Consider the following 17855-nt stretch of genomic DNA (forward strand, 5'->3'; position numbering starts at 1 on the left):
CACCACTCTACACCGCATTATACCCCCACCCTCTGTGGAACCAGCTCCAGTGGGCACTGCGGGGGGGGTGAGCATTACTGCCAAGTCGGTTTTCGTTACTAATGGCGCTGTACTAACTGCCAGGACTTCTGGGCGAGGAAATGCGGGGACGATCGCGATTGCAGCCAGCGATACAGTTACCTTTGATGGTGAGCGCAAGAATGGAATGCCCTCTTTAGCCGCAAGCACAGTGGAAAGAGATGCAGTGGGGAATGCGGGGGGGGTGAGTATTACTGCCAAGTCGGTTTTCGTTACTAATGGCGCTATCCTGAGCAGCACGAGTAGAGGAAATGGCGCGGCAGGTGACATAGTAGTTGATGCCAGGGACATCCGTCTGGAGAACCGAGCTTCATTAGACTCCAATACTGTGGCGGGTGAAGGCGATATTAACCTAAATTCTAGTTCCCTAATATTGCGTCAAAACAGTCGCATCGCCACCAACGCAACTGGCAGCAAAGATATCGGCGGCGGTAATATCATTCTCAATACAGGTGTATTAGCTGCTTTGGAAAACAGCGACATCACTGCCAACGCACAAGAAGGTAAAGGCGGTGAAATTAGGATCGAAGCTCAAGCTATTTTTGGCGCAATTCCACGCACAGGACAAGAACTACAACTTCTCCTCAATACAGAAGATGTTAATAATGTAGATCCTACCCGACTGGAAACTAGCGACATCACCGCCATTTCCCAACAAGGTGGGCTGCAATTTGAAGGTACTATCACCGTCAACACTCCCAATGTTGACCCCAGTTCGGGATTGGTAACTTTGCCAGATAATCTGGTTGATGCTACTAGATTAGTCGCCTCTAGCTGTAGTCGCCAAAGAAGAGAGCAAAGCCAATTTATCGTCACCGGTAGAGGAGGTTTACCGCCCAATCCCATTGAAGGAGTTATCGATGAAGCGACTTGGCTCGATTTAACAGTAAGCTCACTTTCTAATCGGGTCGCGGAGTCACAGAATTCCAAGAAAGTAGGGCGACAATCAACGGTCAACTATTCCCAAATTGTGGAGGCGCAAGGATGGTTTGTTAATGCTAAGGGAGAAGTGGAACTGGTAGCACAAGCGCCAACAGCAACACCCCACAATTCTGGATTTTCACAACCACAATGTTATGCGCCTTGAACGAATATCTGTTGCTAATGTGTTCGTCCGCAGGGGAATCAATTCCCCTGCTAATAGCGAAAGTCCTCTTAAGAGGACTGATGGAAAATATTCAGTCCACTGAGCGTGGACTTCAGCTATGACGCAGGGATTTGAATCTCTGGCGGGGGCAAATAAAGCAAAATTTGAATACGTAACAGGTGAGAAAGGAAATGTAAGATGTCTATGATAAAATTTTGTCAAAAAACAATCGATCGCATCTTTATCCTCCACCACAAACCGATAACTAAAAAGTGGGCAACTCGGATCGCGATCGCACTTTTGACTGCCTTTCTCACCGCCAACGTTTCCCTCGCCGTCACAGGAAATGGAGAATCGCAAATCGCCAATGGAAAAGAACCTATTCCCATTTCCCAATCGCCTATCGCCAATCCCCAACAATTACTGCAACAAGGTAAAGAATTCTTCCAAGCCGAACAATTTTCCGAAGCCGTAACAGTTTGGCAACAAGCTGTTTCAGCATCCAAAGTTTCTGGCGATAAACTAAATCAAGCTCGCGCCTATAATCTCCTTTCTGCTGCTTATCAACAACTGGGACAATTGCCAGAAGCGCAATCGGCTATAGCTGCTAGTTTATCACTATTAGGCTCTCCAGAAAATCGCGACGATTCCACAGATAGATTATCGATTTTCGCACAAGCTTTGAATACCCAAGGTCATCTGCAATTAGCTTTGGGAAAACCGGAAGCTGCTTTAATTACTTGGCAACAAGCTGCTGCTATTTACTCCCAAATAAAACACCCGGAAGGGATAATTGGCAGCCAAATTAATCAAGTCCAAGCAATGCAATATTTGGGACTTTATCGCCAAGCCAGAAAAAGTTTAGAACAATTAGAAACTACTCTCCAAAATCGACCAGATTCTACCATAAAAGCGACTGGATTGCACAGTTTGGGCAGTATTATGCGTGCGATCGGTGAATTGGAGAAATCCCGCCAATTGTTGCAACAGAGTTTGAAAATAGCCCAAGAATTGCGATCGCCAGCAGCTATAAGCGCCGCTCAATTCAGTTTGGCAAATACTGCCCGCGCTATAGCCAAAAGAGTGGAGCGATCGGATGATACAGCAGCGAAAATAGAAATTCAAAATGCTGTCAATGCTTATCGAGAAGCTGCCAAATCATCGACTTCACCAAAGATGCAAGTACAAGCACAACTGAGCTTACTTAGTTTATTAGTTGAAACCGAGCAATTCGCGGAAGCGGAAAAGTTGCGATCGCAAATTGAATTCGATAAATTACCTCCCAGTCGCAGTGCAATCTACGCACAAGTTAATTTCGCACAAACTTTGATGAAAATGTCAGAAGCCAGTCGTCAATTATCAATTGCCAGTGGCGACGAAAAGCAGACAACTTATATTGCCCAAATTTTAGCACAAGCTGTCCAACAAGCACAAACTTTAAAAGATATACAAGCTCAATCCTACGCTGTCGGAAGCTTAGGCAGACTTTACGAATTAAATCAACAATATAAAGAAGCGCAAAAACTCACACACGAAGCTCTTGTTTCTGCACAATCGATCGATGCTTCAGATATCGCCTATATATGGGAATGGCAGTTAGGAAGACTGGCGAAAAATTTGGGGAATAGAAAAGATGCGATCGCAGCTTATACCACAGCAGTGGAAACCCTCAAATCTCTGCGTAGCGACTTACTTGCCCTCAATCCGGATAACCCAGATGTGCAGTTTTCTTTTCGCGAAAGTGTCGAACCAGTTTATCGACAATTAGTCGATTTATTGCTTAGCACAGAAACAGAAACAAGTCAAGAAAATTTACTGCAAGCCCGTTCTGTAATCGAATCTCTCCAGTTAGCAGAATTAGACAACTTTTTTCAAGAAGCTTGTCTCAATGCCAAACCAGTGCAGATCGATCGAGTAGACCCCACCGCCGCAGTAATTTACCCAATTATTTTACCAAATAAATTAGCAGTAATCTTAGCATTACCGAATTCTCCGTTGCGCTACTATACGACAATTAAACCCGCACAAGAAATCGTAGCTTTGCTCGATGAATTGCAACAAGACATGGGCAGAATCAGTGCCAACAAAGAACAAATTTTACATCTTTCGCAACAAATTTATGATTGGATTATCCGTCCCGCCGAAGCCGATCTAAAAAATACCCAAGTCCAAACATTAGTATTTGTCCTCGATGGTTTGTTACGAAATATTCCCATGACCGCATTGCACGACGGCAAACAGTATTTAATTGAAAAATATAGCATTGCCCTCACTCCAGGATTGCAGTTACTGCCACCTCAACCCTTCAAACGCAAGCAATTAAGGACACTCGCAGCCGGTTTATCCCAAGCGCGTCAAGGGTTTCCCGCTCTTCCTAACGTCAGGAGGGAGTTAGAAGAAATCAAAACGCAGGTCAGTGCAACTCAGGAATTATTAGATGGAGAATTTACCGAAGTAAATTTACAAACAGCCATAAATTCAGTTCCGTTCCCGGTAGTGCATATTGCCACTCACGGTCAATTTAGTTCCACATCTGAAAACACATTTATTCTGACTTGGAATAATAAGGTTAACGTCAAAGAGTTAGATAACTTATTGCGTAGGAGAGAACAACAAGAATCACGTCCGATTGAATTGCTGGTTTTTAGTGCTTGCGAAACCGCAGCAGGAGACGATCGCGCTGCGTTGGGATTAGCAGGAGTGGCAATGAGAGCGGGCGCACGCAGTACTGTGGCAACTTTGTGGCAAGTTAACGATGAGTCTACAGCCGTTTTGATGACTGAATTCTATAGCGAATTAGCCAAAGGAGTTACTAAAGCGGAGGCACTTAGACTAGCTCAACAAACTCTTTTGCAAGATAAGCGATACAAATTTCCCTATTATTGGGCACCCTATGTTTTAGTGGGAAATTGGCGTTAACGCAGCCTGTCGCCGATGAGGGAGAAATGTTTTGCAAATTGGGAGTTTCGTACTAATGGTGATTATTTTAACTAAGATATTAGTAGGTTGGGTTGAGCTAAGCGAAACCCAACAGCTGAAAAGAGGGAGAGGGAGGAGGGAGAAGGAGAGACTTTTGTTGAGAGAAGCGAAACCGAACAAATACGTTGGGTTTCGTGCCTCAACCCAACCTACTAATATCTTTTGACTTTTGACTTTTGACTTCCTGACGCCCTAAAAAGGATGAAAATACATCGATACGATATGGGATACGGCATAGGAGTATTGGCAGCAGTACTAGCGCTGATGCTTCTGTGGCCGGGATTGTGGAAAAATCTCTTAGTGGCGAACGGTTTTCTTCCGCATGGGCATTGTTATTTGTGGAAACCTTCGCTGGTATGGCTTCATATTATTTCTGATACGCTGATCGGACTGGCTTATGTAGCGATATCGGGTACGCTGGCTTATTTAGTTTATAAATCGCGTCAAGATATACCTTTCCACTGGATGTTTCTCTTGTTTGGCACGTTTATCGTTGCCTGTGGCAGTACGCATTTTATGGAAGTGTGGACGCTATGGACGCCGACATATTGGCTAGCGGGAGAATTGAAATTAATCACGGCAGTTGCTTCCGTGACGACAGCTGTAATACTGCCGTCGCTGGTGCCACAGGTGCTGGGATTGGTTGAAGATGCTAAGATTTCTCAAGAGCGCAAACTGAAACTGGAAGTTGCTAACCAAGAACTGGAGGAGTTGGCGCACAAGCTCAAAGAACTCGATCGCCTCAAAACACAGTTCTTCGCTAACGTCAGTCACGAATTGCGGACGCCGTTAGCACTGATCTTAGGGCCAACAGAGAAATTGTTGGCTTCAGATAAACTCACACAAGAACAGCACAATAACCTAAAAGTTGTGCGACGCAACGCCCAAACTCTCCTCAAGCACGTCAACAATTTGCTGGATGTTTCCAAGCTAGAAGCGGGCAAAATGAGCGTCAACTACACTCAAGTCGATTTGGCGCACTTAGTAAAACTGACTGCCGCTCACTTTGAAACTCTAGCTCAGGAATGCCACATTTCATTTGCGATCGATACGCCTGAGTCTGTTCCCGCACAAGTGGATGCTGAGAAGTTGCAGCGCATCTGTTTCAACCTGCTTTCCAATGCTTTTAAGTTTACTCCTAATAGTGGCAGTATCAAATGCAGAGTGGAAGTCTGCTGGGGAGGAGAGGAAGAAAAAGTCAAAAGTCAAAAGTCAAAAGTCAAAATAAATACTCCCCCACTCCCCTGCGCCCCTGCCCCTATTTCTGCCAGGATTACTGTAGAGGACAGCGGTGTTGGTGTGCCACTCGAATTGCGGGAAGTAATTTTCGAGCCATTTCGCCAAGGAGAACAAGAAGCTTCTCGCAAGTTCGGCGGTACTGGATTGGGATTGGCGATTGTCAAAGAATTTGTTGAATTACATGGTGGTGCGATCGCAGTTGATGAAGCAGCTTTAGGTGGAGCGATATTTACTGTAGAATTGCCATTACTCGCACCAGCAGATGTGGAGGTAGAAAGTGCGATCGCGCTTTCTCCAGACAATATTAACAGCGAACTTGCGAGCGTCATACTGGCAGAATTGCGATCGCCGGAAATTAATGTAGTTAAGGACTATTTAACAGTTCCCAGTACTCAGCCACGAGTACTTGTAGTCGAAGACAATCCCGAAATGAATCGGTTTATTGCCGACACCCTGGCATCTGACTATAACATCGTCACAGCTTTGAATGGGCAGGAAGGACTGGAACTGGCACTTAAGTTGCATCCCGACGCGATCCTCAGCGATGTGATGATGCCCCAAATGACTGGCGATCGAATGGTACGCCAGATTCGCTTGCAGAGGGAATTGAATGCGGTGCCAATTGTGCTTTTGACTGCCAAAGCAGACGACGACTTGCGCGTGCAGATGTTGCGAGAAGGGGTACAAGACTACTTAATGAAACCTTTCTCAGCTGAAGAATTGAAGGCGCGGGTGGCGAATCAAATTGCCATGAAGCGTGCTAAAGAAATACTTCAGCAGGAATTGGGCTCTGTTACGGAAAATTTGGCACTCTTAGCAGAAGAAGTGCGAATTCGGCAACGCGAACTGCAAACAACCCTAGCAGCTTTGCAAGAATCCGAACAGCGTTTCCGGCAACTGGCAGAACACATTCGCGAAATTTTCTGGTTGTTTGATACCAAAAACTCAAAAATACTCTACATCAGTCCCCGCTACGAACAAATATGGAGTCTTAGCTGCCAGAGTATGTACGAACAGCCCAAATCTTTTTTGGATATTGTTTATCCGGAAGACAAGCAACAGGTGTTGCTTGCCTTTGAAAAGCAGTTGCGAGGAGAACACTTAGAAGTAGAATATCGAATCGTTCAGCGGAATGGCTCGATTCGTTGGATATGGGCTCGTGCTTTTCCCATCGAAGACGAATGGGGAGAAGTATATCGCATTGCGGGAATTGCGGAAGATATTACCGATCGCAAACAAGCTGAAATAGTTCTGCAAAACTTCGCTTCCGAATTGGAAATTGCGATCGCCCAACGCACTGACGAACTGGCTTTATCGAATGCGCTACTGCAAGAAAAAATCGCAGAAATACAGGCGGAAAAGGAAGCTTTGCGAAGAAGTGAAGAAAGATTCCGCAGTTACTTTGAACTGCCTTTAATCGGTATTGCGATTACCTCAGAGGAAAAAGGCTGGTTGCAGGTAAACGACAAATTGTGCGATATCTTTGGCTATTCGCGACAAGAACTCAGCCAGATGACTTGGGTTGAGATTACCCATCCGGATGATTTGGCTGTCGATATCGATAATTTCAACCAAATTTTAGCAGGGGAAAGGGAAAGCTATACGATCGACAAGCGGTTTATCCGCAAAGATGGAGAAGTCATTCACGCCGACATCGCCACCCAATGCGTGCGTTGCGCTGACGGGTCTACTGATTATTTTGTCTTGTTGGTTCAGGATATCACCGATCGGGTGCGGGCGCTATTGAAGTTGCGCTTGCTAGAATCGGTTGTCGTTAACGCCAATGACGCGATCGTCATTACGGAAGCTGAGCCGATTGAGGAGCCTGGGCCCCGCATTCTCTACGTTAACGCTGCTTTTACCCGTATGACCGGCTACACTCTACAGGAAGTAGTGGGCAAAACACCTCGGATTTTGCAGGGGCCTCAGAGCGATCGAGCTACTCTCAATCAACTTCGGGAAGCCATCCAAAATTGGCAACCAGGGGTATTTGAACTAATGAACTACCGCAAAGATGGCTCCCAGTTCTGGGTAGAACTGAGCCTGGTACCGGTAGCTGACGAAATGGGGTGCTATACGCACTGGATCGCCATAGAGCGCGATATTACGCAACGTAAGCTCTCAGAAGAGGCACTATACCGCCGCGAGCGGGAATTCAAAACATTAGTTGAAAATTCGCCAGATATTATTCTTCGCTCCGACAGGGAAATGCGTTACCTGTATGTCAATCCGGTGGTGCAAACGTTAACGGGGACGCCAACCGAAAATTTCATCGGTAAGAATTTCCGAGAAATGGGTTCTCCAGAGGAATTATGCCAGCTGTGGGAGACGACGCTGACGAAAGTATTTGAAAGCGGTGTTGAACAAACGATTCAATTTGTCTGTCCCACTGCGATGGGAGTGCGTACCTATCAATCTCGTGTGGTTCCAGAACCAAACAAAAAAGGTGCGATCGAATCGGCGCTGGCTGTGATCCGCGATATTACGGAACTCAAAGAAGCGGAGGAAGAACGCGCTCAGAGAATTCGCGAACAGGCGGCGCGTGTTTTGGCAGAGGCGCAGCAACGACGATTTGCTTTTCTGGCAGAGGCTAGTATGGTGCTGGCTTCTTCTTTTGATTACGAAACTACCCTCGCTCAAGTGGCTCGTCTTGCACTGCCTTATCTGGCTGATTGGTGTATTTTCTATATTGTGGGAGAGGAAGGTCAGATCTTGAGGCTGGCAAGCGCTCATTCCGATCCGCGCCAGGAAGAACTGTTGCAGCAACTGCAAAGTTACGATCGGCTTGACGCAGCCAATCCAAAATCCAAAATCCAGAATCCAAAATCGGGTGACCCTAATCGATCGCATCCAGTGTTGGAAGTGTTAAGCACTCTTAAGCCAGCATACTATCCGGAACTTTCCTATGACCAGATCCAGCAGTGTGCCTCTAATGCCGAAGATCTCCAGATCTTAGAAGCATTAAAACCCCAGTCTGCCATAGTCGTACCGCTGGTTACCCAAGGAAGGATTTTAGGTACTTTAGAATTTGTTTATGCAGAGTCGGGACGCCGCTACAGTTGGGAAGAATTGGCTTTGGCAGAGGAGTTGGCTACCCGCGCTGCCTTAGCGGTAGACAATAGCAGAACGCACCGCGAAGCTCAAGAAGCTAACCGCCTTAAAGATGAATTCTTGGCTATACTCTCTCACGAACTGCGAACACCGCTACACGCTATTTTGGGTTGGGTAAATTTGTTGCGGACGCGGAAGATTGATGCGATTACGACCGCTCGTGCGCTGGAAACGATCGAGCGCAATGCTCGTTTGCAAACCCAAATGGTTTCGGATTTATTAGATGTTTCGCGCATTATTCGCGGCAAACTGGAACTGAATCTGTCTCCTATCGATCCAATTCCTGTGCTTGTGGCTGCTCTCGATACGGTACGTCCGATAGCTGAGCGTCAGGGTGTTGAGTTAAAGTGTGTTTTTAACGCTGTGGGAGAAGTTGCGGCTGATGCCGATCGCTTGCAGCAAATTGTGTGGAATTTGCTGTCCAACGCGATCAAGTTTACGCCCAAAGGCGGCCTGGTGGAAATTAAATTGGAAAAATTGCAGATGGCAGATTTGAAATTGCAAAATGAAAATAAAAATGCTGTTTTCAATCTGCAATCTGAAATGTCAAATCTGAAATTAAATCGATCTGAAATGTTAAATATCAAATCGGAAATTTCCTATGCCAAAATTACTGTAACCGATACGGGTAAAGGGATTAGTCCTGGCTTTTTACCTTACGTTTTCGATCGCTTTCGGCAAGAAAGCAATCTTCACCAAGGCGATGCCCACAGCAGTCTGACGCGATCGCAAGTGGGACTCGGTTTGGGTTTGGCGATCGTGCGTCATCTCGTCGAACTGCATGGCGGTACTGTCAGCGCTGACAGTGCCGGCGAGGGTCAGGGAGCAACCTTTACTGTGAAACTGCCTGCTAGAGGCTAGAAAAGTCAAAAGTCAAAAGTCAAAAGTCAAAATTCTTCCTCTTCTCTCTTCTTTCTCTCTTTTTAACCACAGATGAACACAGATGAACACAGATAAACACAGATGACTTGGCTAGAGATCGAGTCTGATATTATGTCCGGTAGCATCGGTTACATAAAAATGCGTTCTTATCTGATTTCTTATCTGCGTACATCTGCGTTTATCTGCCTACATCTGCGGTAAAAATTTAACCACTAATTCCCACAGATAATCTTTCGTATCAGTCTTACACTACCGATGCAACCGGACACGATATTACACGGAGTCGGAAACCGCTATACCCAGGCTCAAGCAGGAAGTAGGTGTACAGCGTCGATAATCGCGATCTGTCAGTGATAAGATCGGCTCATACAGGACAGCTATGAGAATTATTATGGTACAAAGCAAACTAAACAAGCATTCAGATAAAAATTTAGAGTCTGGAGAAATTCTCCCCCACTCCCCCACTCCCCCACTCCCCCACTCCTCTTCTGGGAGCAAGTTTGGCACAATTAACAGAGTGGGTACAACAGCAAGGTCAACCGGCATATCGGGGTCGTCAGTTGCACCAATGGATTTATCAACAAGGTGTGAGAAATATCGCCGATATTTCCGTATTTCCGAAACAGTGGCGGGAAGTTCAAGCAGATGTAAGTATCGGTCGATCGACTTTGCACTATCGCTCTGTGGCTCCCGATGGTACAGTTAAATATCTGCTGCGATTGGCAGACGATCGCATTATAGAAACTGTCGGCATTCCTACAGAAAAACGTCTCACGGTTTGCGTATCTTCGCAGGTCGGTTGTGCGATGGCTTGCGATTTCTGCGCGACTGGGAAGGGAGGTTTTACGCGCCATCTCGCACGTCACGAAATTATCGACCAAGTTTTGACTGTGCAAGAAGACTTTCAACGGCGAGTCAGCCATATTGTCTTCATGGGTATGGGCGAACCTTTGTTGAATTTGGAAAATGTTGTGGGTGCGATTAAATCGCTGAATGAAGATGTGGGGATCGGACAGCGATCGATGACTGTTTCGACTGTGGGAATTCGCGATCGCATTCGCCAATTGGCTGAATATCAACTGCAAGTTACTTTAGCAGTTAGCTTGCACGCTGGCAATCAAAAACTGCGAGAACAACTAATTCCCAGCGCTCAACATTATCCGCTGTCAGCTTTGCTTGCAGAATGTCGGCAATATGTAGAAATTACCGGTCGCAGATTGACATTTGAATACATTCTCCTCGCGGGAGTGAATGATTTGCCAGAACACGCTGAAGAATTAGCCGCACAAGTGCGAGGTTTTCAAAGTCACGTTAATTTGATTCCTTACAATCCCATTCAAGAAGCTGACTATCAACGTCCGAATGCAAAACAAATTCAAGCTTTTGTTGCTGTTCTGAAAAAGCGCAATATTACCGTTAGTGTGCGCTATTCGCGAGGATTGGAAGCTGATGCAGCTTGCGGACAACTGCGTAAGTCACAAGTCAAAAGTTAAAAGTCAAAAGTCAAAAATCAAAATGAATGAAAGGAGTGAGAAATTATGTCAGACAAACCTTTTGATATTTGTGAGAGAACTTTCCAGTTTTCTGTTCGTATAGTCAATCTTTGCAATTTCCTAAGTGAAAAGCCAGGTTCTGCAAGGGAATTAGCAAAGCAACTGATTCGATCCGGAACTTCTATAGGTGCGAATGTTGAAGAATCAAGAGCCGCACAAAGTACGGCTGATTTTATCCATAAACTAGAAATCGCTCTGAAAGAAGCCAGAGAAACTAGGTACTGGATAAAGGTTATTGTGGCTGCTAATATAGTTCCAGAAAGCAGATTGCTCCCCCTCTTAAATGAGATAAATGAATTGATGAATATTATTGCAGCCATGATAGTAAAATCTAAAGACAACAAAAAGAAGTCACTTTTGACTTTCTCTAATTTTGACTTTCTCTAATTTTGACTTTTGACTTTTAACTTTTGACTTTTAACTTTTGACTTTTGACTTTTGACTTTTGACTTTCTCACCAAGGGCTACCAATCATCGTAAAACCTGCCCAATAGTAAGGATGGGAGAGATTTTGATTTCCTAGAGAAGCTAGTTCTGGTGGTAGAGGTACTCCTTCGGGCTGAGAATCGAGTCCGCGCACTTCACCATCTTCAATACGCACAGTACCTTTAATCATAGCGATTTGTGCGTTCTGGAGGGCTTCTGCTTTGATAGGAGCAGATTTTAAGTTTTGATAAAATGCGGCCATCAGTGCTAAAGTACCGCGATCGGACACGTACCACAAACTGGCCAAAGCAGATTTTACGCCAGATGCTACAGCTAAGCCTGCAAAGCCCAATTCGGCGTTTTCATCTCCCAAAGCTGTGCGACAGGCGCTGAGTACTAACAGTTCGACTTGCGGTTTATTCCATCCCATTTCCCTTAATTGATTCAATTTAAGTTGGGAGTTCCAAAGCTGGATAAAAGAGTTATTTGGTTTTCCTGGTTTGAATTCTGCGTGAGTTGCTAAGTGAATAATTCCAAATGGATCGCTAGAGCGTTGCGATTTGAGATTTGCTAATGTAAATCCTTCATTGAGAAAAGATTTGCCTTGCCAGAGTTCTTTGGCGATGGTCGATAATTCTATTGGTACAGCTGGTAAAGGACTTAATTCGCTAAATTCTGAGGCTCCCATTGCCAAAACTTGAGAGTTTCTGATGTTTCGGTAATTGGTATCGACCAAATTAACGCTAGGAATTAGGCTGATGCTGTACTTTTCTACTAAAAACTTTTTCCCGTCGTGTAGGGCGGCTATCGGTATTGCTCTAAGACCTGAATCTAAAGAGAAAGCGAGAGTTTCTATACCTTGGGATTGCAGTTCGGCTTCGAGCGGTGCAATCAGCCATTGATAAAGTTTCTGGGCTGAATTAAGGTAGGAAGTTGTATTAATTTCATTGGGATCGGTTACTTTTGAGCGAAAATCTGCAACCACTTTCAGTAAAGTATCGCGATCGGCTTCTGGTATGCTGCGGTGAATGGGTTTGCCGAATGGCATAACTAAGACGAGTTCTAATTGCTCTGGTTGTATAAATACATAAAGAATAGCTGGCTTTTTACCTGTCGTTTGAGCTATTTGTTTAAGAATGTTCTGGATATGTGGTAGTGAAAGAGAATTTGGATTGTTTACAGGTAAATTTTCGCCAAAATAATTCTCATATTCCTGCTGTCTCAGTTGCTCAATTTGAGGTACAAATACATCGAACTGACCTCTTTGAAGAGCGGTGATGATGTTTTCGCGGAGTATCGGAATTTTATCCACAGAACTATTGGCGATCGCACTGTTATTGTTTGGATCTATTAATGGCGGAGTTTGGAGTTCTGTTGATATTCTAGTTCGATCGGATGACGATAGCTTCGTTTCCGGAGTTGGTGTTTGCGGAGTTGGTGTTTGCGAAGTTGGTGTTTGCGGAGTTGGTGTTTGCGGATTTGGTGTTTCTGGAGTTGGTGTTTGCGGAGTTGGTGTTTGCGGATTTGGTGTTTGCGGATTTGGTGTTTGCGGAGTTGGTGTTTGCGGATTTGGTGTTTCTGGATTTGGTGTTTCTGGAGTTGGTGTTTCTGGAGTGGGTGTTTGCGGAGTTGGTGTTTGCGGAGTTGGTGTTTCTGGAGTGGGTGTTTGCGGAGTGGGTGTTTGCGGAGTGGGTGTTTCTGGATTTGGTGTTTGCGGAGTGGGTGTTTCTGGATTTGGTGTTTGCGGAGTGGGTGTTTGCGGAGTGGGTGTTTCTGGATTTGGTGTTTCTGGATTTGGTGTTTCTGGAGTGGGTGTTTCTGGAGTTGGTATTTGCGGAGTGGGTGTTTCCGATGACCCTTGAGTGATGACTTGCGTCCGACCCTGAGTGAAAGGGCCCAAATAAGAGCCCGATCGCACAGTTTCTCCTGACCCACTGGTGATGTTGCCGACTGTTCCGTTGTTTGTGGCATCACCGGCTACATTAAAAGGTGTGTTCGACCCTCCTCCATGTCGAATAACGATCGCTCCTCCTCCCGTTCCTCCAGCAGTGGAAATACTAGCATTTACACCATTTCTGTCAATAAAAGTATCCTTGGCGCGGAAAAACCGCTGGGTTGAAATATCGATCGTTCCACCAATCCCTTGACTTCCTCCTTGAGCGTTAATGTATTCAATTTGGATGTCTCCTTGAGGGTCGAGAGTAACGTTACCTGCTTTTCCGATGCTGGCGCTGGAGTTTATTTGTCTGGCGGTAATTTGGATGGGAGAGATGAGAGATATTGAGCCTCCCAGTGTGTTTCCGGAACTATTTAAATTGCCGCTTGCTATAAATCCAGCTTTGCTATTCAGGGTGATATTTCCACCTGCAAACGTATCGGATTTAGCGATGATATCAGCGCTAATAATGTTGCCATTAGCGTTTAATTGAACGTTTCCTGCATTTCCATTTGATAAACTGGAATTGAGGTTACCTACGGTTATTGTTCCGTTATTGCTAGTGAGGTTAATGTTTCCTCCCGATGTCATAATATTGCTAGTTGCAATATTGCCCGCTGCTAATAATTCAATTGCCGAACCATTAGTTGTAATATCGCTTGTAGCTGTAATTGTTCCGGTACCAGTGGGAGACTGAATTGTTACTGGCGCGTTGAAAGTAACTTTATCTCCTATATTAATAGCGCCTGATGAGTCACTGCGTCCGATAATGATGGAAGTAAAACCGGATTGCAAGGCGCTAATTTCAGATGCGGTTAAATTTAGTGCGTTTGTGTCGTTTGCAGATGCGATCGCAATATTTTGCTCTGGTGTTGCCGGTTGCAGTACCAATTTATTATTACCTGTAACTGTGCCTGTAAAATCTATTTCGCCTGCGGTTAAGGTTAGCGGGTAGTCGCCTGCTGCTAAGGTTGAGCCAAAGCTAATTTTAGCAGTTCCCAGGTTGAAATTGATATTGCCGTTGATATTGACCGGGCCGTTAAATTTAATATCTCGATTGGCAGTTGTAATATCGCCTGCGATCGATACCCCTCCAGTGCCAATTTGATTGAAATCGGCATCCAAATTCAGATCGGCTTCCGGGCCAATATTTAGAGTGCCACTGTTGTTGATAATGACAGCGCCTTTGTTTGTAGTAGTGAGAGGACTGTTAATAGTAAAGTTATTACCTGTGAGATTAATACCGTTTAAGGTATCTGTATTAATTGTGCCGTTGAAAGTAGTAGTACCGATGCCTGCGTTTTGAGTAATGCTAGCTGCTGCGATCGCACCTGTTTGTACGTTATTCGCACTGTTGATAGTCAGGTTTCCCAAACGAGTATTGCTGCCTATATTTCCGTTAAAAATAATGTTTCCCGTACCTACATCTAGGGTAAAGTTTCCATTGCCTTCAGTAGTACCATTGATGGTAATGTCACCGCCGGCTGTAGATCCAGTACTGAGGGTAACGTTATTAGCAATGGAAGTATTACCGTTGATAGTAATGTTTTGTTCGTTGGTGATAATATCTGCATTTAAGCTAGCTGTACCAATTAAAGCAATTGAAGCATTCTCGGTGCCTATAATAGGTGCGTTGACTGCAATTAAGCCATTGGGGGACTGAATTGTGACTGGATTTTTAAATGCGATCGAATTATTAAATGTAATGACTCCACTACCGTCATTTCTTCCTATCGCGATAGAGGTAAAGGAATTTTCCCATCGGCTAATTTCGCTCGTCGTCAAATCTAAAATATTGTTGCTACCGCTATCGGCATCGGCTATTTGAATGTTTTGGCTGGGAGTCAAAGGCTGAAGGGTTAAGTTACCTGTGCCGGTAAGATTTCCACCAAAGTCAATCTCATCTCCAATTAAAGTGAGATTCCCAGTTTGTCCGTTTATATTACCGCTCAGATTGGCACCGATCGCAAATTGGAAGGTATCGTCTAACTTGCCGCCTACGATATTTTGAAAATCTCTGAAGTTGAGGTTGCCATTGAAATTACCGACATCGATACCGGTGATGTTCCAGATGTTATTGTTGTCTGTACTAACTAAGGTGCTGGGTGCTTTTGTTGTACCGACAAGGTTTTCAATACTTACACCGCCAATCGCTCCTAAATTAATCGTTACGGGAGTGGTAAAATCTGAGTAATTGAGGGTGTCGCTACCGAGATTTCCGTCGATAGTCCCACTGAACTTAACGCCATCATTAAATAAGAAGATATCGTTGGCAGTACCGCCGATTAAGTTCTCTATATTATTGAATGTAAAGCCGTTGGGATAGCCGCTGAGACTGCCAGAATTAGCACTTGTGATGTTCCAAGTTGTATCTTTATTGCTACCAAGAAGAGTTGCACCGCCTGCAATGTTTGCGGGAGCGTTGAAAGTGGCTGTATCGTAAAGTGTAATTGTGCCGGTACTGTTTGCAAGTCCGATCGTAATTTCTGATATACCCGGTTGCAGAAAGTTTAGTTCGGTGCTGGTAAGATCTAAAGTATCGGTACTGTCGCTATCCTTTCCTCCCAAAGCGATCGCCTGACTGGTAGTAAAGGGTTCGATTGTGACTTTACCCTGAGTGGAAACATTACCAGTTAAGTTAATTTCATCGCTTTTCAAACTTACATTACCCGTTCCAATTGCACCGTTGGCGTTGATAATTGCTGTGGTTATGCTGGTAGGAGCAGTAAGTGCGATCGCACCTGCATTTCCTGTCGTGGAACTGGAATCTAAATTGCCAACATTTATAGTACTTGTGTTACTTTTGAAAGTAATATTTCCCCCAGTTCCAGTACCTTTCACACTGGAGGAAACATTACCTACCGTAATATTACCTGCTGCGTTGAGTGCGATCGCACCGCCATTACCTGTCGCAGTTGAGTCATGATTAGCAGTAGAAGCATCGATTGCGTTTAGAGCGGTATCTGTTATTTCAATATTGCCAGTGGTACTGGTAATTTGAATATCTCCCGCCTTTTCAAAAGTAGTATTAATAGCCGAAGCAACAATTTGTTTAGTCGTAATATTCCCCAGCGCACTCAGGGTAATGTTGCCACCATTGCCAGCATTAGCCGCAGCAAAAATACCGTTAGTTGCGATGCTGCTATTGCTGCTGGTCACATTAATATTACCGGCATTGCCAGCCGAAAATACTTGCGCTTCGAGCGCACCTGTGGTAATCTGATGAAAGGCAGTAAGCTGGATATTGCCAGCGTTACTAAAGCCGCCATTGGCATTAATTGCGCCAGAGTTAATCGCGCCCTTTTGACTGGAAATTGTAATGTTACCGCCAGCAGCGTTAGCACCAGTATCAACTCCAGAAGTGAGGTTGGCTGTTTGAATATTACCATTGGCGTTAAGTGCGATCGCACCTGCATTTCCCCCACTGGAACTGGAATCTAAATTGCCAACATTTATAGTCCCGGTGTTACTGTTAAGTATAATATCGCCGCCTGTACCAGTACCTTTAACGTTCGCAGCGATATTAGCGCTCACATTAATATTCCCTTTGGCTTGCAGATTAATTGCACCTGCGTTACCTGTGGCAGTAGAGTCATTGTTTGTAGTAGATGAATCGATTACATTTGGTGTAACATCGGTTATTTGAATATCCCCAGTTGTACTGGTAATTTGAATATTTCCAGCATTTTCACCAGGAGAATTAATAGCCGAAGCCACAATTTGTTTAGTAGTGATATTCCCCAACGCACTCAAATTAATATGGCCACCATTACCAGCATTAGCAGAAGCAAAAATCCCGTTGGTTGCGAGCTCGCCATTACTGCTGGTAACGATAATATTGCCAGCATTACCAACGGAAATCACTTGCGCTTTGATGTCACCTGTGGTAATGTTATCAAAAGCAGTAAGTTTGATATTGCCAGCATTAGCAAAACCACCGTTGGCATTAATTAAGCCAGAGTTAATTGCGCCATTTTGACTGTAAATTGTGATGTTACCACCCGCAGCGTTAGCACCGGTATCGACTCCAGAAGTGAGATTGGCTGTTTGAATATTACCATTGGCAGTAAGTGCGATCGCACCTGCATTTCCTGCACTAGAACTGGAATCTAAATTGCCGACATTGATAGTGCTACTGTTGCTATTGAAAGTAATATCACCGCCAGTACCAGTTCCTTTGACGTTTGCTTCGACATTGCCGCCGACATTAATCTTTCCTTCGGCTTGCAGATTAATTGCACCGCCATTACCAGTAGCAGTAGAGTCATTATTACCAGTAGAAGCATCAATTACCATTGGCGTCATATCAGTAATTTGAATATCGCCAGTGGTACTGGTAATTTGAATATTTCCCGCCTTTTCAACAGTAGTATTAACAGCCGAAGCAACAATTTGTTTAGTCGTAATATTCCCCAGCGCACTCAGGGTAATGTTGCCACCATTGCCAGCATTAGCCGCAGCAAAAATCCCATTAGTTGTAATCTTGCTATTGCTACTGGTCACATTAATATTACCGGCATTGCCAGCCGAAAATACTTGCGCTTTGATGTCACCTGTGGTAATC

General features: G+C 44.7%; 5 protein-coding genes and 1 pseudogene. 5 read left to right on the plus strand and 1 reads right to left on the minus strand.

All coding sequences use genetic code 11. The features are described from left to right. From ACE1CD_RS24385 to ACE1CD_RS24405, 5 genes and pseudogenes are all read left to right on the plus strand, one after another. A pseudogene (locus ACE1CD_RS24385) lies at nt 1-1165 on the plus strand (hypothetical protein); the annotation flags it as partial. A 198-nt stretch (nt 1166-1363) separates the two neighbouring features. Beyond that, complete coding sequence (locus ACE1CD_RS24390; protein WP_374826516.1) at nt 1364-4084, plus strand: CHAT domain-containing protein; 2721 nt, start codon at nt 1364-1366, stop codon at nt 4082-4084. Nucleotides 4085-4345: 261 nt separating this feature from the next. After that, a complete protein-coding gene (locus ACE1CD_RS24395; RefSeq protein ID WP_374826517.1) occupies nt 4346-9355 on the plus strand; it encodes a PAS domain S-box protein in 5010 nt (1669 codons plus the stop codon). Nucleotides 9356-9813: 458 nt separating this feature from the next. Continuing rightward, a complete protein-coding gene (rlmN, locus tag ACE1CD_RS24400) occupies nt 9814-10869 on the plus strand; it encodes a 23S rRNA (adenine(2503)-C(2))-methyltransferase RlmN (protein ID WP_374799328.1) in 1056 nt (351 codons plus the stop codon). A gap of 45 nt (nt 10870-10914) precedes the next feature. After that, the gene (locus ACE1CD_RS24405; RefSeq protein ID WP_374799191.1) at nt 10915-11316 is read left to right on the plus strand and encodes a four helix bundle protein; all 402 of its coding nucleotides are present in this window, start codon (nt 10915-10917) and stop codon (nt 11314-11316) included. Nucleotides 11317-11383: 67 nt separating this feature from the next. Here ACE1CD_RS24405 and ACE1CD_RS24410 read toward each other — a convergent pair whose 3' ends face one another. Further along, on the minus strand, nt 11384-17794 hold the full coding sequence (locus ACE1CD_RS24410) for a CHAT domain-containing protein (protein WP_374826518.1): 6411 nt from the start codon (nt 17792-17794) through the stop codon (nt 11384-11386). Nucleotides 17795-17855 lie beyond the last annotated feature (61 nt).

Source organism: Aerosakkonema sp. BLCC-F183 (genome assembly GCF_041929145.1).
Taxonomy (GTDB): Bacteria; Cyanobacteriota; Cyanobacteriia; order Cyanobacteriales; family Aerosakkonemataceae; genus Aerosakkonema.

What these genes read in the sequence shown, in the direction of transcription:
- ACE1CD_RS24390 (WP_374826516.1), top strand. Translation starts at nt 1,364, where the DNA reads ATGTCTATGATAAAATTTTGTCAAAAAACAATCGATCGCATCTTTATC.
- ACE1CD_RS24395 (WP_374826517.1), top strand. Translation starts at nt 4,346, where the DNA reads ATGAAAATACATCGATACGATATGGGATACGGCATAGGAGTATTGGCA.
- ACE1CD_RS24405 (WP_374799191.1), top strand. Translation starts at nt 10,915, where the DNA reads ATGTCAGACAAACCTTTTGATATTTGTGAGAGAACTTTCCAGTTTTCT.